General features: G+C 59.1%; 21 protein-coding genes. 6 read left to right on the plus strand and 15 right to left on the minus strand.

The features are described 5' to 3' along the window. From DET50_RS12585 to DET50_RS12595, 3 genes are all read right to left on the minus strand, one after another. Positions 1 to 349, minus strand: a 349-nt coding sequence (locus DET50_RS12585; protein WP_147252218.1) for a transposase family protein, incomplete at its 3' end; no start/stop codon positions are given. Positions 350 to 370: 21 nt separating this feature from the next. Further along, a complete protein-coding gene (lspA, locus tag DET50_RS12590) occupies positions 371 to 883 on the minus strand; it encodes a signal peptidase II (RefSeq protein ID WP_008740521.1) in 513 nt (170 codons plus the stop codon). A 3-nt stretch (positions 884 to 886) separates the two neighbouring features. Continuing rightward, a complete protein-coding gene (locus DET50_RS12595; RefSeq protein WP_004364974.1) occupies positions 887 to 1783 on the minus strand; it encodes a cation efflux transmembrane domain-containing protein in 897 nt (298 codons plus the stop codon). Between the two features lie 95 nt (positions 1784 to 1878). Here DET50_RS12595 and cadR point away from each other — a divergent pair, with 95 nt between their 5' ends. After that, positions 1879 to 2286, plus strand: coding sequence for a Cd(II)/Pb(II)-responsive transcriptional regulator (gene cadR / locus DET50_RS12600; protein ID WP_113863195.1), 408 nt, complete (start codon positions 1879 to 1881; stop codon positions 2284 to 2286). A gap of 293 nt (positions 2287 to 2579) precedes the next feature. On the opposite strand, the gene DET50_RS12605 is transcribed toward cadR, so the two are convergent. From DET50_RS12605 to DET50_RS12615, 3 genes are all read right to left on the minus strand, one after another. Next, positions 2580 to 3311, minus strand: coding sequence for a DUF481 domain-containing protein (locus tag DET50_RS12605; RefSeq protein ID WP_113863196.1), 732 nt, complete (start codon positions 3309 to 3311; stop codon positions 2580 to 2582). 20 nt (positions 3312 to 3331) lie between these two features. After that, positions 3332 to 4351: an oxygen-dependent tRNA uridine(34) hydroxylase TrhO gene (trhO, locus tag DET50_RS12610; protein WP_113863197.1), complete on the minus strand. Its 1020-nt coding sequence runs from the start codon at positions 4349 to 4351 to the stop codon at positions 3332 to 3334. Between the two features lie 339 nt (positions 4352 to 4690). Further along, positions 4691 to 5419, minus strand: a complete 729-nt coding sequence (locus DET50_RS12615; RefSeq protein WP_113863198.1) for a DsbA family protein — start codon at positions 5417 to 5419, stop codon at positions 4691 to 4693. Positions 5420 to 5545: 126 nt separating this feature from the next. On the opposite strand from DET50_RS12615, the gene DET50_RS12620 reads away from it, so the two are divergent. Beyond that, entirely contained in the window at positions 5546 to 6511 is a 966-nt protein-coding gene (locus tag DET50_RS12620) for an NAD(P)H-dependent flavin oxidoreductase (protein ID WP_113863199.1), read from the plus strand. A gap of 16 nt (positions 6512 to 6527) precedes the next feature. Here DET50_RS12620 and DET50_RS12625 read toward each other — a convergent pair whose 3' ends face one another. The 3 genes from DET50_RS12625 to DET50_RS12635 all read right to left on the minus strand — a co-directional run bounded on the left by DET50_RS12625 (position 6528) and on the right by DET50_RS12635 (position 10438). Then, a complete protein-coding gene (locus tag DET50_RS12625) occupies positions 6528 to 8048 on the minus strand; it encodes a DUF5666 domain-containing protein (RefSeq protein WP_113863200.1) in 1521 nt (506 codons plus the stop codon). Further along, positions 8045 to 8893 (minus strand): DUF6502 family protein, encoded by an 849-nt coding sequence (locus DET50_RS12630; protein ID WP_113863201.1) that lies wholly within the window; start codon positions 8891 to 8893, stop codon positions 8045 to 8047. The genes DET50_RS12625 and DET50_RS12630 overlap by 4 nt, the downstream gene beginning before the upstream one ends. 75 nt (positions 8894 to 8968) lie before the next feature. Then, positions 8969 to 10438 carry a DUF5666 domain-containing protein gene (locus tag DET50_RS12635; RefSeq protein ID WP_113863202.1) on the minus strand — a complete coding sequence of 490 codons (1470 nt, stop codon included), beginning with the start codon at positions 10436 to 10438 and terminating at the stop codon, positions 8969 to 8971. 326 nt (positions 10439 to 10764) lie between these two features. Here DET50_RS12635 and DET50_RS12640 point away from each other — a divergent pair, with 326 nt between their 5' ends. Next, positions 10765 to 10941: a DUF6435 family protein gene (locus DET50_RS12640; RefSeq protein ID WP_113863203.1), complete on the plus strand. Its 177-nt coding sequence runs from the start codon at positions 10765 to 10767 to the stop codon at positions 10939 to 10941. 193 nt (positions 10942 to 11134) lie between these two features. Here the strand turns inward: DET50_RS12640 and DET50_RS12645 are convergent, their stop codons facing one another. The 6 genes from DET50_RS12645 to tkt all read right to left on the minus strand — a co-directional run bounded on the left by DET50_RS12645 (position 11135) and on the right by tkt (position 18568). Further along, positions 11135 to 11479, minus strand: a complete 345-nt coding sequence (locus tag DET50_RS12645; protein ID WP_113863204.1) for a chaperone modulator CbpM — start codon at positions 11477 to 11479, stop codon at positions 11135 to 11137. A gap of 13 nt (positions 11480 to 11492) precedes the next feature. Continuing rightward, positions 11493 to 12464, minus strand: a complete 972-nt coding sequence (locus DET50_RS12650; protein WP_113863205.1) for a DnaJ C-terminal domain-containing protein — start codon at positions 12462 to 12464, stop codon at positions 11493 to 11495. Between the two features lie 457 nt (positions 12465 to 12921). After that, entirely contained in the window at positions 12922 to 13986 is a 1065-nt protein-coding gene (gene fba, locus DET50_RS12655; RefSeq protein WP_113863206.1) for a class II fructose-bisphosphate aldolase, read from the minus strand. Between the two features lie 225 nt (positions 13987 to 14211). Further along, positions 14212 to 15372 (minus strand): phosphoglycerate kinase, encoded by a 1161-nt coding sequence (locus DET50_RS12660; protein WP_113863207.1) that lies wholly within the window; start codon positions 15370 to 15372, stop codon positions 14212 to 14214. A 155-nt stretch (positions 15373 to 15527) separates the two neighbouring features. Further along, positions 15528 to 16568 (minus strand): type I glyceraldehyde-3-phosphate dehydrogenase, encoded by a 1041-nt coding sequence (locus tag DET50_RS12665; protein ID WP_113863208.1) that lies wholly within the window; start codon positions 16566 to 16568, stop codon positions 15528 to 15530. After that, positions 16568 to 18568 (minus strand): transketolase, encoded by a 2001-nt coding sequence (tkt, locus tag DET50_RS12670; protein ID WP_113863209.1) that lies wholly within the window; start codon positions 18566 to 18568, stop codon positions 16568 to 16570. Before tkt ends, DET50_RS12665 begins: the two co-directional genes overlap by 1 nt. A 237-nt stretch (positions 18569 to 18805) precedes the next feature. Here tkt and DET50_RS12675 point away from each other — a divergent pair, with 237 nt between their 5' ends. From DET50_RS12675 to ahcY, 3 genes are all read left to right on the plus strand, one after another. Then, on the plus strand, positions 18806 to 19807 hold the full coding sequence (locus tag DET50_RS12675; protein ID WP_113863210.1) for an ArsR/SmtB family transcription factor: 1002 nt from the start codon (positions 18806 to 18808) through the stop codon (positions 19805 to 19807). Between the two features lie 151 nt (positions 19808 to 19958). Beyond that, positions 19959 to 21170 (plus strand): methionine adenosyltransferase, encoded by a 1212-nt coding sequence (gene metK, locus DET50_RS12680; RefSeq protein WP_113863211.1) that lies wholly within the window; start codon positions 19959 to 19961, stop codon positions 21168 to 21170. 444 nt (positions 21171 to 21614) lie between these two features. Continuing rightward, on the plus strand, positions 21615 to 23009 hold the full coding sequence (gene ahcY, locus DET50_RS12685; RefSeq protein ID WP_113863212.1) for an adenosylhomocysteinase: 1395 nt from the start codon (positions 21615 to 21617) through the stop codon (positions 23007 to 23009). Positions 23010 to 23020 lie beyond the last annotated feature (11 nt).

Below are 23020 nucleotides of genomic sequence, written 5' to 3' on the forward strand. Positions count from 1 at the left end.
AGGTGTAGGGGTGGTTGAAGGATTCCTTCTCCACGTACTCATGCAGCCGCAGTGTCATACGGAATCCGTCCACCATCTCCGGTAGCTGGGGCCTGAATGTTGTCTTGCAGGCCCGGCAGGTGTATCGGCGGCGGACCACCCAGAGAGTGACCCGCTTGCCGTGGATGGGCAGATCACGATAGGGAACGTCACGCTTGCCGAACCGCACGAACTCACCCTGCACGCCGCACCCCTCGCAGGCGATGGGATCGGGCACGTCCACCTGGAAGTGCATTTCGTCGTCGGTTGATTTGCAGCCCAGTACTTGGTATTGCGGCAGGTGAAGGATGTTGTCGGGAAGTTCGGTCATGGTGTTGTATAGGCGTAGGTGTCAGTCAGATCCATCCGGCTCGGCATTGGTGTTTGCTTTTTTACCCAACAAGCTGCTGGAAACGAAAAGTAAGGCACCGAGGACAATTGCAATATCAGCCAGGTTGAAGGCCGGCCAATGCCAGTCTCGCCAATAGAAATCAAAGGAATCCACAACATAGCCGCGAAAGACCCGGTCAATCAGGTTGCCCATGGCGCCACCGAGGATAAGACTGTAAGCGATGGCTTCTCCTTTATGACGATTTTCAAGGATCAGCTTGATCAGGAAAATCGAGACCACTACCGCGATTCCGATAAATAAGTAGCGCTGCCAGCCTCCACCATTCGCAAAAAGACTGAATGCGGCACCGGTGTTCCATAGGTGCACCCAGTTAAAGAACGGGGTCACCGAAACATACTCGCCATAGGCCATTGATTGCTGCACCAGCCACTTTACAGCCTGATCAGACGCTGCCAGCAGGCCCGATATGGACAATAGGGCATACGGCGAGAGCTTTTTGCCAATAATGAGCATTATTTAACCCTTCAACGCCAAAATGCGTCTGGCACCGTTAAGTACAATGCCCCCCGCGATGGTGCCGATAATCAGATCCGGATAATTGGAACCGGTCCACGCGACCAGGGCGCCGGCGGTGATGACCCCCAGGTTGATCACCACGTCGTTGGCCGAGAATATCCAGCTTGCCTTCATGTGCGCCCCGCCTTCCCGATGTTTGGATATGAGCAGCAGACAACTGGTATTGGCAATCAATGCGACGAATGCGATAGCCATCATCACCAGCGATTCAGGCTCACTACCGAATACAAAGCGTCTCACCACCTCTACGAGCACGCCCACAGCCAAGATCAGTTGCAGTACACCAGCAAGATGCGCGGCACGTACCTGCATTTTCACGCTATGTCCAACCGCATAAAGGGCAAGCCCGTACACCGCCGCATCGGCAAAATTGTCCAGGGATTCTCCAATCAGGCCGGTGGACCGGGCGATCAGACCGGCAGTCATTTCCACCACGAACAGAAGTGCATTGATGCCGAGCAACCAGCGCAGGGTCCCGGATTCTTGCTTAGCAGAAGCTGCCGAAAACTCGGCGGCCTTGATGGTCTCCGGATTTGCAGCGACGGTTTCCTGAAGCGAGGCGCCTAGCCCCAAGGTCTTCAGTTTCGAGGTGACGGGCTCGACCTCGCCGTCATGCACGACCTTCAGCCGGCGGTTCGACAAGTCGAAGGACAGCGCCCGAATCTCCTCAAAGCCGTTCAGGGCTAGGCGAATCATTCGTTCTTCTGATGGACAGTCCATCTTCGGCACGGCATAAACACTGACCCATCTCCCTGGCGCCTCGGAGGAGGCCTGTATATCGGTATCCGCTGCGGACGTTGCATCACCGCCACAGGCGCCACCACAGGATTTGCTCATGATACGACTCCACTTGAACAATGTTGTGGTACCATTTAAAACTATAAAGCTACTATAAGGTCAATAGAGTAAAGAATCCGTTGGGGAGGAGGCTGATGCGCATTGGTCAGTTGGCGCAGTTGGTAGGGGTCGAAACACAGACGATCCGCTTCTATGAACAGCAGGGCTTGTTGCCGCCGCCTGATCGGCAGGACAACGGTTACCGTGTCTATACCGAGAAGCATGGTGAGGGGCTGGCCTTCATCCGTCGCTGCAGAATCCTGGGCCTGTCACTGGCTGAGATTCACGAACTACAGAGCTATCAGGACGACCCTCATCAGCCTTGTACCGCCGTCAACGCCTTGCTCGATGATCACATCTCTCATGTGCGGTCGCAGATAACCGCTCTGCAAGCGCTTGAGAAACAACTCGTTTCACTGAGAGCGAGTTGCAACGATAACCGGGAAGTTGAGGCGTGTGGGGTTCTTGCTGGAATTAGCGAAGGAAACATGCACCAGCAGTAGGTGAAGCATCAACCAGATAATCCGATGAGATACCGGTCTATCTCACTCTCATGCAAAGGTAAGATCAACCATTTAATCCGCTTACCCAGTATTTGACGCCGTACCCGGATGAGTTGGGGTTGAGGAATAACGTCTGAAGGCTGAAAGAGGGGTCAGACGGATGCACAGGGGTCTGATGCACAGGGGTCTGATGAACGCTTTCATCTGACCCCACTTTCACATCGCCCCCACAGTTATGAAAAAGGGGTCAGAAGAAAGCTTTCTTCAGACCCCGCGGGACTCCGCGGATCACGTCAAAATCCGTACAACAGGGACAGCGAAGTCTCCGTATCCGTCCTCTCCGCCCCCTCCGGCGGCTCGGACACATGCTTGACCCGGAACGCTACCTTCATCGACAGATTCCCCACCACTGTCGACTGCAACGAGGTCTCTGATTCGCTGACGGTGTTGTTGTCATCCAGGCCAATCTCGGTACTCAGCTTCTGACGAAACAGCGAGGTCTCGGACAGCGCATAATCAAAATGCCCTGCCAGCCGGGCGATGGCCTCTTCCTCGGCATTCTGGCCGTCGGCGTTGGGTTCGTTCAACCGGTTGTAGCGATAACCGGCACCGGCGGAGAGGTCCAGGAAGGAGCGCTCCCCGGATTCCCAGACCCGGTGGCCGTAACCGGTGGTGGCGGTGGCTTCGAAGTCGTATCCGGAGAAGCGATCGTCCTCGTAGGAGCCCCGTAGGAACCAGAACTGGCGCTCGGCGAACTTGTAGTCCGTCTGCGCCGTTGCCTTGTACTCCTCGGTGGTGGTTTCACCCTCGGCTTCGGAGTACTTAGAGCTCAGTTCGCCGGTGTTGCGCCACTTTTCGATTTCATGGGTCAGAGCCAGCCGGCCGTTAACATTGGCTTCCTCGGTATTGCCCGAGGTCACCAGCACGCCCAGTTCGGCCTCGCCTTCCCAGTCCGAGGCATCCTGTGCCTGCACGAACGGCGCCAGTGCCGTGAGCGTGACTGCGACTGCGTGTCTGAAACCCATGAAACCTCCTGTCGGTTGAATCAGGCGCTTGCGGTCTTGCGGGCCTTTTCCCCTTCCAGACTCTTTCTTGCCTGAGCCTCGCGCTCTGCTTTCTTGCGGGCCTTGCGCTCGGCAATGATGCGGGCAGCTTCGCCCCCAACATGTACCTCGCCACGCTCTTCGGCCAGACGCATCTGACGCTCGCGCTCCTTGAACCGGGCCTTCTGCTCCTCGGTTAGCGAGTCGATACACTGGTGGCAGCTCACACCCTGCTCGTATTCGGGGCGCTGTTTGTCTTCCTCGGTGATCGGGCGACGGCAGGCGTGGCACTGGTCATAATCGCCGCGCTCAAGCCGATGGTTGACCGTTACCCGGTCATCAAAGACAAAGCATTCCCCGTGCCAGAGGCTCTGTTCTTCGGGTACGTCTTCCAGGTACTTCAGGATGCCACCCTTGAGGTGATACACCTCATCAAAGCCCTGTTCCTTGAGATACGCGGTGGATTTCTCACAGCGGATACCGCCGGTGCAGAACATGGCGACTTTCTTGTGTTTGGAAGGGTCCAGGTTCTCCTTCACGTATTCCGGGAACTCACGGAAGGTGTCGGTGGACGGATTAACCGCATTCTTGAAGGTGCCGATCTCCACCTCGTACTGGTTGCGGGTGTCGATGAGCAGCACTTCCGGGTCGGAAATCAGGTCATTCCATTCCTTCGGGTCGACGTAGGTGCCCACCACGCGCTTGGGGTCGATGCCTTCCACACCCATGGTGACGATCTCTTTCTTGAGCTTCACTTTGGTGCGTTTGAACGGCTGGATGTCCACAAAGGATTCTTTGTAGTCGATGCCGTCGAAGCGCTCATCGCTGGCAATCCAGGCTTTGACCGCGTCGATGCCTTCGCGGCTGCCGGCGATGGTGCCGTTGATGCCTTCACGGGCCAGCAGCAGTGTGCCGTGGACGTCCTTTCCCAGCATCAGATTCAGCAGGGGCTGGCGTAGGTCTTTGTAATCGTTCAGGACTGCGAACTTGTAGAGTGCGCAGACCACTACTTCATTGCTCATGGTTTTCTCCTGCGGGCCGGATCGTAAATCCGGAGCATGGGTTTTAATTCAATCGCGGGTTTCGCGAGGGCGCAAAGTTTAACCAACTGAGAGCACTTCGCAAGTCAGGAGAGGCCGCACATTTGAGTTAGCGGCCCCGCCATTGAGCGCTGGGGGCCTGCCAAAATACGCTGTGAATACGTCCCTGTACGCTCGACTCCGCCCCTCACTGCTAAATGCTCCTGCGTCGCAGTGAGGGTCCTGGGCAGGCCGTCCATGGCCTGCCCGTGAAGCGCTTTCGCGCTTCACCCATGGCTCCGCACGATTTTGGCAGGCCCCCAGCGCTCAATGGCTCACTAATCAGTCAGCCTTCTGGCTCAGTTCACGCTCTACAACCGCCGACAGCTGTCCCCAGCCTGGGCGAGTCAACTTGATGTTATCGACGTAAACAGTCGGTGTTCCCAGCACCCGCAACTGGGTAGCCGCCTGACGGCTCTGCTCCACATCCTCGCGGTGTAACTCGGATTCCATGCAGTTCTGGAACCGGCGTTCGTTCAGGCCGAGGTCTCCGGCGTAGCGGCTGAAGGTGGCGACGGGATCGTTGGAGCCGCTCCATTCGGTCTGGCTGCCGTAGAGCTGGTCGTGCATCTGCCAGTACGCGTCCTGGTCGCCGGCGCAGCGGGCCGCCAGGGCTGCGGGCATGGCGTTCTGGTGTTGTTGCAGGGGCAGGTCGAAGTAGACGAAGCGGACCTTGCCACTTTCAACGTATTCCTGCTTCAGGCGCTGGGTTGCTTCGGAAAATCGGCCGCACGCGGGGCATTGGTAGTCGGCGAATTCCCGGACCACCACGGGAGCATTTTCGTCACCGACCGAGACGCCGTACTGGTCGAGCTGTGCCGGGAAGGGTTGGGCGTCAGGCGCGGCTACGGGTAAGGCGTCGGAGGTGGGCTCGGGTGCCGACGTGAGGAAATACAGGCCGGCGACCACGGCGATGGCAACGACTGCGGCGATGCCGATGATGAGGCCACGATTGCCGGTCTTGCGGGAGGATGGTGTTCCGGTTTGCTTGCGGCGTTTCGCTTCACCCATGTCAGGGCTCCCTTTTGATTTTTGAATGTTCCGATCCGATGGGCCTTCCGTCGTTTGCACGGAGGCCGAGGCACGCTAAGATCCTTTATATCCTACAAAAGTTCCGATAAAAATTAAGGAAATGCCATGCCCCTGCCCTCTTCGCTTGCCGATTCCCTGTCACTGCCGCTTGTGGCAGCCCCCATGTTTCTCATTTCCGGCCCGGAACTGGCGCTGGCCTGCTGCAAGGAGGGCATCGTGGGAAGCTTTCCGGCGCTGAACCAGCGCACCAGTGAGGGGTTCGAGCAGTGGCTGGTGCAGATGCACGAGGAGCTGGACCGGTTCCGCGAGGAGAACCCGGACGCCACAGTGGCTCCCTGGGCGGTGAATCTGATTGTCCATCGCAGCAATCCGCGCTGGCAGGCGGATCTGGAGTTGTGCGTGAAGCACAAGGTGCCCATGGTCATCACTTCCCTGGGGGCCGCCAGCCAGGTGGTGGATGCGGTGCACAGTTACGGCGGACTTGTGTTCCATGATGTCACCAACCAGAAGCACGCCCGCAAGGCGGCCGAGGCCGGTGTGGATGGCATTATCGCGGTGGCGGCAGGTGCCGGTGGCCATGCGGGCACCATCAACCCGTTCGTGCTGGTTCATGAAATCCGGGAGGTGTTCGACGGCACCATCCTGCTGGCCGGTGGCCTGTCCCACGGTGAGGATATTCTGGCGGCACAGGCGCTGGGTGCGGATCTGGCCTATGTGGGCACACGGTTTATCAATACCACGGAATCGCAGGCGGAAGATGCCTACCGGAATATGATCATCGAGGCGGTATCGGCCGACATTGTCCATACCCCGGCCGTCTCCGGTGTGCCCGCCAGCTTCATGCGCCAGAGCCTGGAGGCTGCCGGCTATGACATGAAAAAGCTCAACCAGGCCGGCGATATCAATTACGGCGAGAAGCTGAAACCCGTTGATGATGAGGCGAAGGCCTGGAAAACCGTGTGGTCCGCCGGTCAGGGGGTGAGCCAGATCCACGATGTACTCAGCGTGTCGGATCTCGTGGATCGGCTGAAGAGAGAATACCGGGAGGCTCGCTCCCGGGTTTGTGGTTAAGGCCGGGTATCCGGCCTCAATCCTCTTCCAGCTCTATTTCGTCTGCAACGAATTCCTCACCGGATCGGATGTATTCAACTTCAACGAAAAGTACCTGTTCGGAATATGAATCCAAGAGAGACTGGCGGCTACCTTCTGCCTCCTCATATTCGGCCTCGGAATCACGCACACTAACCCCCAAGACTTCAATGTAACCGGGATCTTGAGTCATAAATGCCAAACGGCCTTCCATCTCGAACGAATTCGGATCATCCACATCCTCGCGTTCGATCTTGACCGCCTCGACAAAGACTGAATCGTTAACAACCCGCTCGATCCCCTCAACCTCGACACCAACCCCAGTCTGAAGCTGGGCAATTGACAGCGTCTCATCATCATCGGAGAGAAGGGTGTTACTGGTTAACCGGATTTCCACTCCACCCAGTTCAAAGCCGTTCTCCAACATCGAACCGATAGTCCCTTTGATCTCGGCGTTCACCTCTCTCGACTCGACCTCTTCAGCCAGAACCTGTCCTTCACTGATAACATCACCCTCAACCTGAATTAACCGGCCAGGAATCAAATCTGCCAGAGTCAGACCTTCCTCGAGAACATCGGCAGAGGGAATGATGACCGTGAGCCCGTTAACAGTCAGTGTCCCTGTGCCGGAGTCATAACCATCAGCAACCGAGCCCACGAACTCTATATCGCTATCGACGTCACCATCGTATCGACGGGTTTCACCAATGCCGATCGTGTCGGCATCAATGCCTTCTTCCCCATTGATCAGTGCAATTTCTCCTTCAACCTCGATAGGACCTTCAAAGGTAGCCAGATCCCCCTCAACCAGACCATCCCTGAACACGTCTGTAGTGTTGGGATATTGGACCACAGTGCCGTTAATCCGGAAGGTGTTCAGGTTCTGATTGAGTTCATTAACGCTTCCCTCAATTTCAACCAGACTACTGCCTATGCTCACTTGGTCTGCTGCACTGGAGACTCCGACAAAGGCCGCCCTGTAACTGCCATCAGCCAGAGGCCATGCGCTCACACGGACAAAGTTACCGTCCGCAAGGCCAGTCAGAGTTGTCTTGCTGAACACTGTCTGTTTGTCGGCGATAATTCTCTGCCCGAGGATCTCAAACTCAACTCGGACTATTGTTCCGTCCGAATCGGTAAATTGAGTGACACCGGAAACCGTGCCTCGGAATGTATCGTCATATTCCACACTCACCGCCGTTCCAGTGAGATCATCCTGCCACTCACCGTCTACTTGCAGGATCATTCCCTTTTCGATGGGCTGAGCGCAATTCTGATCAGGCTCACAAATCACGCCATCATTGCTGACGAGCTCTGCCCCACTGGTATCAAACCGAACCCCATTAACAAACACACTCCCGAACCCGGACACCGGCCCGACGCTCGATCCGGTGCCCCGGATGCCGCCGTCCGCCACGTCGAGGCTCGTGCCCGCGCCTCCGCCACAGGCGGAAAGGATTCCCAGTGCCAGGGTACTGGCTGTCAGTCCGATTGATCGATAGAGCAAGTTCCGTTTCATTCGTCTCTCCCTGTCTGCACAGGATCCTCAAAGTAAAAGATGCTCACACCGGTGCGCATTGGCTCGCCGGTGTGGTTGCCGTGACCGTTGCCCGCAATACCCCGGTCGTGCGGCCCAAGCCACTTGTCCAGCTGCTCGAGCAGGGCCTGGGACTGGGCGGCGGCATGGGCGCGCCACCGGTCCATAATCTCCGGAGGAATGTTGTCGTAGGTCAGTGTCCGCTGGAACAGGGGTTGCTGGCCCGATTCGCTACTTACAAGGTTATAGTCGATCGTGGCGATAAGGTCAGATACGTCCTCACCGAAAATCTGGAGCATTTCCTCGCTGTCCCCGGCCGGCACATAGGCCCGTTGCTTGAGTCGGATCAGCCCCGAGTCGCTGTCCACGGATGCCACACCCACCCGGACCAGCTCGTCCAGAACGGCGCGGGGCGGGACATCGCCGCTGTATTGCTTGACCAGTTCACTGAAGCTCAGTGACCCCTCGAAAGGCAGCAGGGCCGGTTCACCATCGCGGGCCTGGAAGGCCTGATCATGCACCCAGCCGGACACCACCCGGGAAGCCCGGTTGGCATGGGTAGTGGTCTCGCGGACCGGGTTCTCGCCGGCAAGGATCTCGCGCTGGCGTTTGACTTCCTTGCGGGTCAGGCCGGTCATCACTGCTGCCCGTGAATCGGTGGGTTTGCGGCCGCCGGAAAAGTCTTCCAGCGCGGCTTCCACATAGGCTCGCTTGACCAGCTCCGCGAACTCCCCGAACGGGATGCCATTGCGTAACAACAATCTGGCAAGAGGGCGCAGAATACGGAACAGTGCCTGGTGCAACGGATTGGTCGGGGTCTTTTTCATGTTTGGGATTGTATTCCCATAGTCACGCCGAACACCAGCAAGGGCGCCCCGAAGAACGCCCTGCTGGGCCAGACATCAATCGTCGTCGCTGTCGTCGTCATCGGAATTCGAGTCTTCAACCTCGATTTCCTCGATCACGTATTCGCCGCCGGTAGTCTTGGAGTAATCGACTTCTACATGATCACCCACCGAGATTCCGGAAGTGGTGCCCAGAAGCTCAAGACCGAGAACCGTGATGCGATCGCTGGCGACAGCTGTCACCCTGCCCTCCAGCTCGAACCCGTCATCATCGTCGTCTTCACGCTCGATCTTGAGTGCGCTCAGCCCGCCGCCCTGATCCGGGGTCTGGATACCCTCGATCTCCAGGTAATCGCCAACGTTCAGGGTCTCGAGATCCTGGGTACGGCGCACGATATTGTCATCATCGTCGGCCAGGTCATCATCACCAATCAGCGTGCTGGCAGTGATGAACACCTGAACTCCACTGACAACCAGGCTTTCGCCGTCACCACCGAGGGATTCGATGACACCGTCCAGCTCCGCTTCGCCCTCGCGGGGTTCAATTTCTTCGGCCACGATCACGCCGCCGCGGTACTCGCCTTCAACCTTGACCAACAGTCCGTCGGCCAGATCGGATTCACGGAGGCCGTCGTCGAATTCGGTATCGTTGTCGACCTGGATGGTGAAACCATTGAGCTGGAACTGGCGGCTGCCAGAGTCATAGCTGCCTGCGATTGCGCCGGAGATTTCCACGTCATCGTCGTCATCGAACAGGTCATCTTCATCGTCAATTTCCCGGGCGATCAGCGTGCCGTTATCGATGTAGCCTTCGACTTCTACTGCCAGGCCATTTGCCAGCTCGGATTCGTCGAGATCATCGTCAAATACCGCACTGTTGTAATCCACTGGGTAGCCGTTGATGGTGAAGGTCTGGGCCACATCATCGAGATCGGCGACCACACCTTCGATTTCCACGTCGTTGTCGTCATCGAAATCGGTTCCGATGGCGCGGGCACCCACAAAGCTTGCGCGGAAGCTGCCATCGTCCAGGCGCCAGCCGCTTACCCGTACGCGCCAGTTTGCAGCTGCGTCTCGCAGCTGGACCGGAGTCGCCCCCTTGAAGACGGTCTGGTCGTCTATGCGGACAGTCTGGCCGGCGATGACCAGTTCACCGATCGTCTCGATTTCGTCCCAGCTCGCGGAGGTCAGCGGGCCTCGCAGGGTGTCGTCGTAATCAATACGGCGGGCCTCGCCTTCGCCGGAGTCATCCCAGTTGCCATCGACCTTCAGGATCATGCCCTTTTCCAGCTGGGTCTCCCGCTCGATGCCGTCGTCACTGGAAACACTACCATCGGTCCGGAACCGGGTGCCATTGACGTAGACGCTGCCAAAGCCGGTGACCGGGCCAACGCTGGTGCCGTCAGAGGTGGTGCTGACTGTGTCTGTGGAGGTACTGCTGGAGCCGCCACCGCAGGCGACAAGGGAACCGGCCAGGGCGCCGGTGAGGACTAGCTTTACTGCGAGAGTCAGGGGATTGCGTTTCATTGATCTTCTCCAGGCTGTTTCTTTCGTTTTTAGCCGGTGGGGTGCCTTCCGGCTTTGGGATTTATTTCCCACTTTCATTGTTTGGGAATTTATTCCCAATTTATTAGGTTGTCCAGATTTTGATCATTAAATTTTTGTGACGGTGGGGGGGGTGAAGGAGGGGTCAGATGAAGGCTTTCATCTGACCCCGGAGTATGACTCGGCAGTGGGCGCCAAGGTCGGGGTCTGAAGAACGCCTTCTTCTGACCCCTTTCTCACCACCAAAACTGTGAACCATTCCGCCCAGCAGGCGTACCCACTTCAAGTCCAACCAACCGGGAGCAACCATGCTGGGATTTCTGAAAGGTGATCCGAAGAAGAAGCTGAAGAAAGCATACGAGGACAAACTCGCCAAAGCGCTCCATGCGCAGCGAAATGGGGATTTGCGCACGCATGGGACGTTGATGGAGGAGGCGGAGAAGATTTATGGGGAGTTGCAGGCTTTGGAGAAAGACGGGAAATAGTGGTGTGAAGGTGGGGTCAGAAGAAAGCGTTCTTCTGACCCCGGAGTTGGGTTTGACTGTGGAGTTTGAGGTTAAGATGGGGTAAGAAGAAGGTTTTCTTCAGACCCCTGAGTTTCCAGCCCCCGGGAGTTGGCGCTGACTTGGGGTCTGATGAAAGCCTTCATCTGACCCCGTCTTCAGTCTTCACCCGGCCCTACTCCCCCAGCAAATGCCGCAACTGCCGGTTAAGCCGGTCCACTTCCCGCCGCATCTCCTGCACTTCGTCCAGCAGGTCCAGCGACATAGCCAGGCCCGGCAGGTTGATCTTGAGATCCCGCTGCAGCCGCATGGCCTTGCGTAGGCGACTTAAAGCCGCCACGTCGAACTGCCACTGCCCGGCCTCGGGGACATCCTCCACGGGGGCAATAACGCCGTGGTTCACCAGTTTGATGACGAACTCGGCATGGCAGTCTCCACGCTCGCAAATCTCACGCAGTGTGAAGGTGCCGCCCTCGGAGTCCACCACTTCCACAGTCAGAATCTGGTCTTGCCTGGTCATTTCCTACCCCCGCTCAGACATGGAGCTTGCTGCGTGGATTGAAGTTCTTCTCGGCTTCGGCCAGCTGCTCGTAAAGCTTTTCGGCTTCCGGCGTATGCTTTTCGGGCATGGCCACCTGCAGGATCACGATCTGATCACCCGGATGCTTGCCGGGGAAGCCCTTGCCCTTGAGCCGGAGCTTGCGGCCGCTGGTGGAGCCTTTGGGCACTTTCACATTCACCTTGGAGCCGACGGTTGGAACGGTCACCGTTGCCCCCAGTGCCGCCTCCCAGGGTGCCACTGGCACGGTGATCAGTACGTCTCGCCCTTCCACGGTGAAATGCGGATGTGGCGCGAACTCGATCTCGATGAACAGATCACCCGGCTCGCCCCCACCGATGCCCGGAGAACCCTGCCCCTTCAGACGGATATGCTGACCTTCGCGCATGCCGGCAGGGATCTTCACCTTCAGGGTCTTTTGCCGGGCAGTCACGCGGCCCTGCTCGTCGGCCTCATGCACCGTGAACGACACCTGCTTTTCGCAGCCGTTAAACGCTTCTTCCAGGAACAGCGCGAGACGGGCATGAACGTCTTCACCACGCATGCGCATGTTCTGACGGAAACCGCCACCGCTGAAACCACCGGAGAAGCCACCACGGCGACCGCCGCCGAATATTTCCTCGAAGAAGTCACTGAACTGGCTGGCGTCGGCATCGGTGAAGCCACCACCGCCGAAGCCGGAGGCACTCTGCCAGCCGGGTGGTGGTTCGAACGAGCCATCGCCCCGGGCACCGTATTTACGCAACTGGTCGTATTCCGCCCGCTTCTCCGGATCTTTCAGGACTTCGTAGGCCTCGCCGACGTCCTTGAACTTTTCGTCGGCCTTTTCTTCCTTGCTGACGTCCGGATGATATTTCCGCGCCAGCTTGCGGTAGGCCTTCTTGATTTCCTCGGGGGTGGCAGACTCGCTCACACCGAGTACGGCGTAATAGTCTTTGAATTCCATTACGGTCCTCACCACTGGTTAATCGTTCTGAGCTTTTTGCTCGTTTGCTAACCACTATATTTGATGAGGTTCGGGAAATTACAAGGGCCGACTGGAACTTACTTGAGGTGGGTCAGGGTTTGGGGTTTTGGATTCGCAGCCTGCAAGTCATGGTGGAAGCGCCGAGGTGGAGAGACCATTCAGAAAACGCCCGTGAATACGTCCCTGTAGGGCTTCGTCGCGCCATCCCTGGCGCTCCAGATTTCTGAATGGTCTCTCCACCCCGGCTAATTCAGGCCTTTTCGATATATCGGGGAGTCAAAAAATTGGGGCGGAGGCCCTGTTCAAAACTGTCTGTGGCCAAGGATGGCCACAGCCAAGCCCTACAGGGATGTACTTGCGGGCGTGTTTTGAACAGGGCCTCCGCCCCAATCTGCCCCCGCAACCGTCAAGCTACGGGAACAACATACTCCAATACTTACTTGATCTTCGGATCCAGTTCGCCAGCCGCATACCGCTCGAACATGCGCTCGAGGTTGATCGGCTTGATCTTGCTGGCGTTGCCGGCACAACCGAAGGCTTCATAGCGTGCGATGCACACTTCGGTCATGGCCTTCATGGTTTCCTTGAGGAATTTGCGCGGGTCGAACTCGGCCGGGTTTTCGGCCAGGAAGCGACGGACCGCGCCGGTGCTGGCCAGGCGCAGGTCGGTGTCGATGTTGACCTTGCGCACGCCGTGCTTGATGCCTTCCACGATTTCCTCGACCGGCACACCGTAGGTTTCCGGGATTTCACCGCCGTACTCGTTGATGATCTTCAGCCACTCCTGAGGGACGGAGCTGGAGCCGTGCATGACCAGGTGGGTATCCGGGATCCGGGCGTGGATTTCCTTGATGCGGTCGATGGCCAGGATGTCACCGGTGGGCGGACGGGTGAACTTGTAGGCGCCGTGGCTGGTTCCGATGGCGATGGCCAGGGCATCTACCTGGGTTTTCTTGACGAAGTCCGCGGCTTCTTCCGGGTCGGTCAGCATCTGGCTGTGGTCCAGGGTGCCTTCGGCGCCGATGCCGTCTTCTTCGCCGGCCTGGCCGGTTTCGAGGGAGCCCAGGCAGCCCAGTTCGCCTTCTACGGAGACGCCACAGGCATGGGCCATTTCGACGGTGCGGCGGGTGACGTCGACGTTGTATTCGTAGTCGGTCGGGGTCTTGCCGTCTTCACCCAGAGAGCCGTCCATCATGACGGAGCTGAAGCCCAGCTGGATGGAGCGCTGGCACACGGCGGGGCTGGTGCCGTGGTCCTGGTGCATGACTACCGGGATGTGCGGGAATTCCTCGATCGCGGCCAGGATGAGGTGGCGCAGGAAGGGGGCGCCGGCGTATTTGCGGGCACCGGCGGAGGCCTGGACGATGACCGGGGAGTCGGTCTTGTCAGCGGCTTCCATGATGGCGCGCATCTGTTCGAGGTTGTTTACGTTAAAGGCTGGCACACCGTAACCATGCTCGGCGGCGTGGTCCAGAAGTTGCCGCATCGATATCAGGGCCATGGGTTGTCTCCTTCGTTGGATTTTGGGTAGTTGAATTCTGTTCGTTTGTTGCTTTGGAGTCTGCTGCGGATGGAGGGGGAACAGCTTCGCGGAACCGCTACAAGCACGTCCCTGTGCGCTTCTCTCAGGCCATCCCTGGCCTTCGAGATTCCGCGAAGCTGCTCCCCCTCCATCCTTGCGATTCTGGCTTTGTTGCTGGTCTCGCTCAGAATCTCTGTTCTTGGCTTACACGCCGCGTTCTTCCAGTACGGCTACTGCCGGCAGTGTCTTGCCTTCGACAAATTCGAGGAACGCGCCGCCGCCGGTGGAGATGTAGGAGATTTTGTCAGCAACGCCGTACTTGTCAACGGCGGCGACGGTGTCGCCACCGCCGGCGAGGGAGAAGGCGTCGCTTTGAGCGATGGCTTCGGCCAGGGCTTTGGTGCCGTTGCCGAACTGGTCGAATTCGAAGACGCCGACCGGGCCGTTCCAGAGGATGGTTTTGGCGTTCTTGAGCAGTTCGGCGAATTTACCGGCAGTTTCAGGGCCAACGTCGAGGATCATGTCTCCCTCGGCAACGTCGGAGATGTTCTTGGTGGTGGCGGTGGCGGTTTCGGCGAATTCGCTGGCAACCACTACATCTACCGGCAGCGGGATTTCAACGCGGCTGGCGATGTCTTTGGCGGTGTCGATCAGGTCGTGTTCGCACAGGGATTTGCCCACCGGGTGGCCAGCGGCTGCCAGGAAGGTGTTGGCGATGCCGCCGCCGACGATGATCTGGTCGCAGACTTTTTCCAGGGCGTTGAGGACGTCGAGTTTGGTAGAGACCTTGGAGCCGCCAACGATGGCGACGACCGGTTTGGCCGGGTTGTCGAGGGCCTTGCCGAGGGCTTCGAGTTCGGCAGCCAGTAGCGGGCCGGCGCAGGCTTCGGGGGCGAAGCGGGCGACGCCGTGGGTGGAGGCCTGGGCGCGGTGGGCGGTGCCGAAGGCATCCATGACATAGACGTCGCACAGGGCAGCGTATTTCCTGGACAGTTCTTCGTCGTCTTTCTTTTCGCCCTTGTTGAAGCGGACGTTTTCGAACAGGACGACTTCGCCGTCCGCCACTTCAATGCCTTCCAGGTAATCCTTGATCAGGCGGACTTCCTGGCCGAGGACTTTGGTCAGGTGGTCCGCGACGGGCTTCATGGAGGAGGCTTCGTCGTAGACACCTTCTTCAGGACGGCCCAGGTGGGACATCAGCATGACTTTGGCGCCGGCGTCTTTCGCTGCCTTGATGGTGGGCAGGGAGGCGCGGATGCGGGCGTCGCTGGTTACCTTGCCGTCTTTGACCGGCACGTTGAGGTCTTCGCGGATCAGGACCCGCTTGCCGGCGAGGTCCAGGTCGGTCATTTTTTTGATGGCCATGTGTTCGTCCTTAAATTTTGCGGTTGTTCAGTGAACCTGGGGTCAGATGAAAGCTTTCATCAGACCCCTGAGATATAGCTCAGAGCCTGGTCAGTGGCCCCCGGGGTCTGATGAACGCTTTCATCTGACCCCATTTTCAGATTTGCTCCCCGGGATCAGACTCCTTTTTCAGTCTTCCCCAGCCAACAACGGCTGACATCCAGCATCCGGTTGGCAAATCCCCATTCGTTATCGAACCAGCACAACACCTTCACCATGGTACCGCCAGTCACCCTTGTCTGGCCGCCGTCGACGATGCCGGAGTGGGCGTCGTGGTTGAAGTCGGAGCTGGCCAGCAGTTCGTCGGTGTAGCCGAGGATACCTTTTAAAGGGCCCTTTGCGGCGCTCTCTAACAGCTTGTTAACGGCCTCGACAGATGTCACTTCGCCAACGTTAACCACCATATCGATCGCCGAGACGTTCAGGGTGGGCACTCGCATGGCCACGGAGCTGAACCTGCCTTCCATGTGGGGCAGGAGGCGTTCGATGCCACGGGCCAGGCCGGTATCCACCGGCACGATGTTGTGCAGGGCGCTGCGGGTGCGGCGGAGGTCCTGGTGGTGATAGGCATCGATCACCGGCTGGTCGTTCATGGCGGCGTGGATGGTGGTGGTGCTGCCCTGCTCCACGCCAAGCGCATCATCCAGCACCTTGATCACCGGCACCAGGCAGTTGGTGGTGCAGGAGGCCGCGGCAACAATCTCGTCCTCGCCAGTCAGCTCGGCGTCGTTGACCCCGAACACCACGGTGCGATCGACATCCGACCCGGCGGGCTGGGAGAACAGCAGCCGCTGGGCGCCGGCATCGATATGCTTCTGGGCTGTGGCCCGGTCGGAAAAGGAGCCGGAGCATTCCAGTACCAGATCCACATCCAGCAGGCGCCAGGGCAGATCGGCCGGATCCGGATGCCGCAATACGCGGATGCGGTCGCCATTGACTACCAGGTCATCGCCCTCGACCGCTATGTCACCCCGGAACCGGCCGTGGGTGGAGTCGTAGCGGGTCAGGTGGGCGATGGTGTCGATGTCGGACAACTCGTTGATCGCGACCACCTGCAGGTGGTCGCGGTAGCCGTTTTCATAGAGCGCCCGCAACACGCACTGGCCGATCCGACCGTACCCGTTGATGGCAATACGAAAAGGCTTTGAGTTGCTCATCAGGCGTCCAGCAGTTCGTCAGCCACTTCCAGGATATTGTCGACGGTGAAGCCGAACTCCTTGAACAGCTCGCCCGCCGGTGCGGACTCGCCGAAGGTGGTCATGCCAACCACGCGACCGTCGAGGCCAACGTACTTGTACCAGTAGTCGGCAATGCCGGCCTCGATGGCGATGCGGTTGGTCACTTCCAGCGGCAGAACCTGCTGCTTGTACTCGGCGCTCTGGGCGTCGAACACGTCGGTGGACGGCATGGAAACCACGCGGACGGCCTTGCCCTGCTCGCGCAGTTTGGCGGCGGCGTCCTGGGCCAGGCCGAGTTCGCCACCGGTGGCGATCAGGATCAGCTCCGGCGTGCCTTCGCTGTCAGACAGGATGTAACCACCGCGGGCAACGTTGGCCAGCTGCTCGGCGGTACGGTCCTGGTGCGGCAGGCCCTGACGGGAGAAGACCATGGCGGTGGGACCGTCGTTACGCTCCAGGGCGGCTTTCCAGGCTACCGCGGATTCCACGGTGTCGGCCGGGCGCCAGGTGCTCATGTTCGGGGTGGTGCGCAGGCTGGCCAGCTGCTCGATCGGCTGGTGTGTCGGGCCGTCTTCACCCAGACCGATGGAGTCGTGGGTGAATACGAAGATGGAACGCTGCTTCATCAGGGCCGCCATGCGTACCGCGTTGCGGCAGTATTCCATGAAGATCAGGAAGGTGGCGCCGTAGGGCACGAAACCGCCGTGCAGGGCGATGCCGTTCATGATCGCCGCCATACCGAACTCACGGACACCGTAATAGATGTAGTTGCCGGAGGCGTCCTCTTTGGTCAACCCCTTGGTGCCGCTCCAGATGGTCAGGTTTGAACCGGCCAGGTCGGCGGAGCCGCCCATCAGTTCCGGCAGCAGCGGGCCGTAGGCATTCAGGGTGTTCTGGGAGGCCTTACGGGAGGCGACGGTCTCGCCCTTGTCCTGGCATTCCTGGATGTAGGCCTGGGCCTTCTCGGCGAAATCGGCGGGCAGGTCACCGGCCATGCGGCGCTTGAATTCGGCAGCCAGTTCCGGCTCGGCCTTTGCGTAGGCCGCGAACTTCTCATCCCACGCGTTCTGGGCTTCGGCGCCCTTCTCTTTCGCGTTCCAGGCCGAGTAGATGTCTTCCGGCACTTCGAACGGGCCGTGTTCCCAACCCAGCTGCTCGCGGGTCAGGGCGATCTCGTCGTCACCCAGCGGGGCGCCGTGACAGCTTTCCTTGCCTTGCTTGTTCGGAGAACCGAAGCCGATGATGGTCTTGCAGCAGATCAGGGTGGGCTGTTCGGTGTTGGCGCGACCGGCTTCGATGGCGGCACGGATGGCCTCGGCGTCGTGGCCGTCCACGTTCGGGATGACCTGCCAGCCATAGGATTCGAAGCGCTGCGGGGTGTTGTCGGTGAACCAGCCTTCCACTTCACCGTCGATGGAGATGCCGTTGTCGTCATAGAAGAAGATCAGCTTGCCCAAGCCCAGGGTGCCGGCCAGGGAGCAGACTTCATGGGAAATGCCTTCCATCAGGCAGCCGTCGCCCAGGAAGGCGTAGGTGTAATGATCGACGATGTCATGGCCTGGACGGTTGAACTGCGCGGCCAGGGACTTCTCGGCAATGGCAAAACCAACGGCGTTGGCGATGCCCTGACCCAGCGGGCCGGTGGTGGTCTCGATGCCCGGCGTGTAACCGTATTCCGGATGGCCCGGGGTCTTGGAGTGCAGCTGACGGAAGTTCTTCAGGTCATCAATGGAAACGTCATACCCGCTCAGGTGCAGCAGAGAGTACTGCAGCATGGAGCCATGACCGTTGGACAGCACGAAGCGGTCACGGTTGGCCCAATGCGGGTTGGCCGGGTTGTGGCTGAGGTAATCGTTCCACAGCACCTCGGCGATATCTGCCATACCCATGGGCGCACCCGGGTGGCCGGACTTGGCTTTCTGAACCGCATCCATGCTCAGCGCGCGAATGGCGTTGGCGAGATCTTTACGAGACGGCATTGACGTTTCTCCAGTGTTTTGCAGGAAAAGAATTCGTGGTGATTCAAAGGGTGATCAAAAATAAGGCGCGTATTTTCGCCGATTAGTGTGTGCCGGGGCAAATCAGCCTGCTTCCTTTTCACGATTGTTTGCCTGTGGATTCCCGAAACGGCTGATTTCACAACGTGATAAATCTATATCAAAATTTTTTGATATGCCTATTGATTAACCAGCCGAACCGCCCTACACTTCGCAACCATGACCTCATTGAATGCACATGCGAACCAACTGGCCTCGGTGGACGCCCTGGCCCCGATCTTCAAGGCCAGCGGCGACCCGCTGCGCCTGGAGATCCTGCGTGTGCTGCGCCGGGACACCTTCGGTGTGTTGGAGCTGAGCCAGATGTTTGACATGCGCCAGTCCGGCATGAGCCATCACCTGAAAGTGATGCACAAGGCCGGGTTGCTGGAGCCGCAGCGGGAAGGAAATGCCATTTTCTACCGCCGCCCCCTGCATCTGGACAGTGACAAGCTCACCGACCGGACCATCCGGCAAATTTTCGAGACGGTGGACCGGGTGCCCCTGGCCGAACCGCTGCAGAAGAAAATCGAGGCAGTTCGTGATCAACGGGCGGACCAGTCCCAGGCGTTCTTCTCCCGCCACGCCGAGCAGTTCCGGGAACAGCAGGAACTGATCGCAGCCTTTGATCTGTATGCCGAGCCCACCGCCGAACTGATTCGCAAGCGAGCCGGCAAGCAGGACTGGCAAACGGCCCTGGAAATCGGACCCGGCGAAGGCGCTTTTTTGCCGGTGCTGTCCGGTCTTTTCGGGCACGTGGTGGCCCTGGACAACAGCCGGGACATGCTGGCCAAGGCCACCCGCACCTGCATCGATGAAAAACTGAACAACGTGGACCTGATCGAGGGCGTAACCGATACCCTGCTGGCCCGGGGCGATTCGTTCGATCTGGTGGTGGCCAACATGGTGCTGCACCACGTACCCAGTCCGGCGGACATCTTCCTGGATGCCGCCGCGCTCATGAATAACGGCGGCTGCTTCGTAATCAGCGACCTGTGCAGCCACGACCAGGACTGGGCCAAGGAAAACTGCGGCGACCTCTGGCTCGGTTTCGAGCCGGAAGAACTGACCAGCTGGGCAGCCGATGCCGATCTGGTCGCCGGCGAGCAGCTGTTTATCGGCTTGCGCAACGGCTTCCAGGTACAGGTACGGGAATTCTGGAAAACCTCCAGACCGGCCTGAAAGAACGGCCAAACAGGAATATCAAAAATTTTTGATATGGGTGTAGGTAGTTTTACGTATGCCCTGACAACCATCAACAACCAGGCAGCCGGCACCGGTCATGTTTGACCCCCGGCACGAATTTGAAGCGCTCACAGAGGAGCAAACACCTATGTCTGACTACAACATCTTTACCTCCGAATCGGTCTCCGAAGGCCATCCGGACAAACTGGCGGATCAGATCTCCGACGCCGTCCTGGATGCCATCCTGACCGAAGACAAGCACGCCCGCGTGGCCTGTGAAACCATGGTCAAGACCGGCGTTGCCATCATCGGCGGCGAAATCACCACCAGCGCCTGGGTTGACCTGGAAGACCTGGTTCGCGGCGTGATCAACGACATCGGTTACACCTCCTCTGACGTGGGCTACGACGGCAGCACCTGCGGCGTGATCAACATCATCGGCAAGCAGTCTGTGGACATTGCCCAGGGCGTTGACCGCCAGAAGCCGGAAGACCAGGGCGCCGGCGACCAGGGCCTGATGTTCGGCTTCGCCAGCAACGAGACCGACGTGCTCATGCCGGCCCCGATCACCTACTCCCACCGATTGGTCCAGCGCCAGGCCGAAGCCCGCAAGAGCGGCCTGCTGCCGTGGCTGCGCCCGGACGCCAAGAGCCAGGTCACCTGCCGCTACGAGAACGGCAAAGTCACCGGCATCGACGCCGTGGTCCTGTCCACCCAGCACGACCCGGACGTCAGCCAGGACGACTTGAAAGAAGCGGTGATGGAACTGATCGTCAAGCACGCCCTGCCGGCGGAACTGCTACACAAGGACACCCAGTTCCACATCAACCCGACCGGCAAGTTCGTCATCGGCGGCCCGGTGGGTGACTGTGGCCTGACCGGCCGGAAGATCATCGTCGACACATACGGCGGCATGGCCCGCCACGGCGGCGGCGCGTTCTCCGGCAAGGACCCGTCCAAGGTCGACCGTTCCGCCGCCTACGCCGGCCGTTACGTGGCCAAAAACATCGTCGCCGCCGGTCTGGCCGACAAGTGCGAGATCCAGGTCTCCTACGCCATCGGCGTGGCTCAGCCGACCTCGATCTCCCTGAACACCTTCGGCACCGGCAAGATCAGCGACGACAGGATCATCGAACTGGTCCGCCAGAATTTCGACCTGCGTCCGTATGCCATCACCCGCATGCTGGACCTGCTGCACCCGATGTACCGGGCCACAGCAGCTTATGGTCACTTCGGCCGCGATCCGTTCGAGATGACCGCCGGCGGGGAAACCTTCACCGCGTTCCCATGGGAGAAGACCGACCGCGCCGAAGCGCTTCGGGATGCTTCCGGGGTTGAGAGTGCTGGGTCTGGCCTCTGAGCCGAGTTTAATCTGGATAGCCCGCCACCTTTCGGGGTGGCGGTGCTGAGTTATCTCCTTCGGGGACACGCTACGAGCACATCCATGTGCGCTTGTTTCGGGCCGTCCATGGCCCTCAACAGTCCCCGAAGGAGATAACTCACCACCGCTCGAAACGTTTGGTGAATGCATATCAGAAAACAGAGATGGTCTTGATCAAGCGATCTCACGAAAAGACCTGTGTGACAAACGCGGCGTATTAATGACCGCAAACACCCAAAGTTTGAGAGAGGGGGTGGGGGAAATCTTCCGTGGAATGTTGAAGGCCATGGATGGCCTGAAACAAGCGCACATGGACGTGCTCGTAGCGGTTCCACGGAAGATTTCCCCCACCCCCGACACTCCCAAATTCCGAGGCCACCGGATAAAAACTCCGGGGCCAAAAAGAACTGACAGGAGAACACCATGAGCACTCCGGCAGAAAAGCTGAACAACTTCGACGACTACAAAGTTCGCGATATCTCCCTGGCCGACTGGGGCCGCAAGGAAATCAAGATCGCCGAAGGCGAAATGCCCGCCCTGATGGCTCTGCGTAACAAATACAAGGCAGAGCAGCCGCTCAAAGGCGCCAACATCATGGGCTGCATCCACATGACCATCCAGACCGCGGTTCTCATTGAAACCCTGGTCGAACTGGGTGCCAACGTGCGCTGGTCCTCCTGCAACATCTTCTCCACTCAGGACCAGGCCGCAGCCGCCGTTGCCGCCCAAGGCATTCCCGTGTTTGCCTGGAAAGGCGAAACCGAGGAAGAGTACGAGTGGTGCCTCGAGCGCACCGTGGGTGCAGACGTGGACGGCTGGGAGCCGAACATGATCCTGGACGACGGCGGCGACCTCACCGCCCTGCTCCACGACAAATACCCGGAAATCCTCGAAAAGAGCCACGGCATCACCGAGGAAACCACCACTGGCGTTCACCGCCTGCAGGAAATGCTGCGTGAAGGCACCCTCAAAGTGCCGGCGATCAACGTGAACGATTCCGTGACCAAGTCCAAGAACGACAACAAGTACGGCTGCCGCCACAGCCTGAACGACGCTATCAAGCGTGCCACCGACCACCTGCTGTCCGGCAAGAAGGCGCTGGTCATCGGTTACGGTGACGTGGGCAAGGGTTCCGCCCTGTCCCTGCGTCAGGAAGGCATGATCGTTAAGGTCACCGAAGCGGATCCGATCTGTGCCATGCAGGCCTGCATGGACGGTTTCGAGGTCGTGTCTCCGTACATCGACGGCGTGAACACCGGTACCGAGGCCGGCATCAACAAGGACCTGCTGGGCAACACCGACCTGCTGGTGACCACCACCGGTAACGTCAACGTGTGTGACGCCAACATGCTCAAGGCCCTGAAGAACGGCGCCGTGGTGTGCAACATCGGCCACTTCGACAACGAGATCGACACCGCCTACATGCGCAAGAACTGGGAGTGGGACGAGGTCAAGCCGCAGGTTCACGTGATCTACCGTGACAAGGCCACCAACGACCACCTGATCCTGCTGTCCGAAGGCCGCCTGGTGAACCTGGGCAACGCCACCGGTCACCCGTCCCGGATCATGGATGGTTCCTTTGCCAACCAGGTACTCGCCCAGATGTACCTGTTCGAGCGCAAGTTCGGCGATCTTCCGGAAGAGTCCAAGGCCAAGGGTGTCTACGTTCAGGTCCTGCCCAAGCAGCTGGACGAGGAAGTGGCCCGGGCCATGGTGGAAGGTTTTGGTGGCGTGATCACCAAGATGACTCCGGAACAGGCTAAATACATCGGTGTACCGGTCGAAGGCCCGTACAAGCCGGAAAGCTACAGGTACTAAGCGGAACAGAT

It is taken from the genome of Marinobacter pelagius (genome assembly GCF_003315345.1).
Lineage (GTDB): Bacteria > Pseudomonadota > Gammaproteobacteria > Pseudomonadales > Oleiphilaceae > Marinobacter > Marinobacter pelagius_A.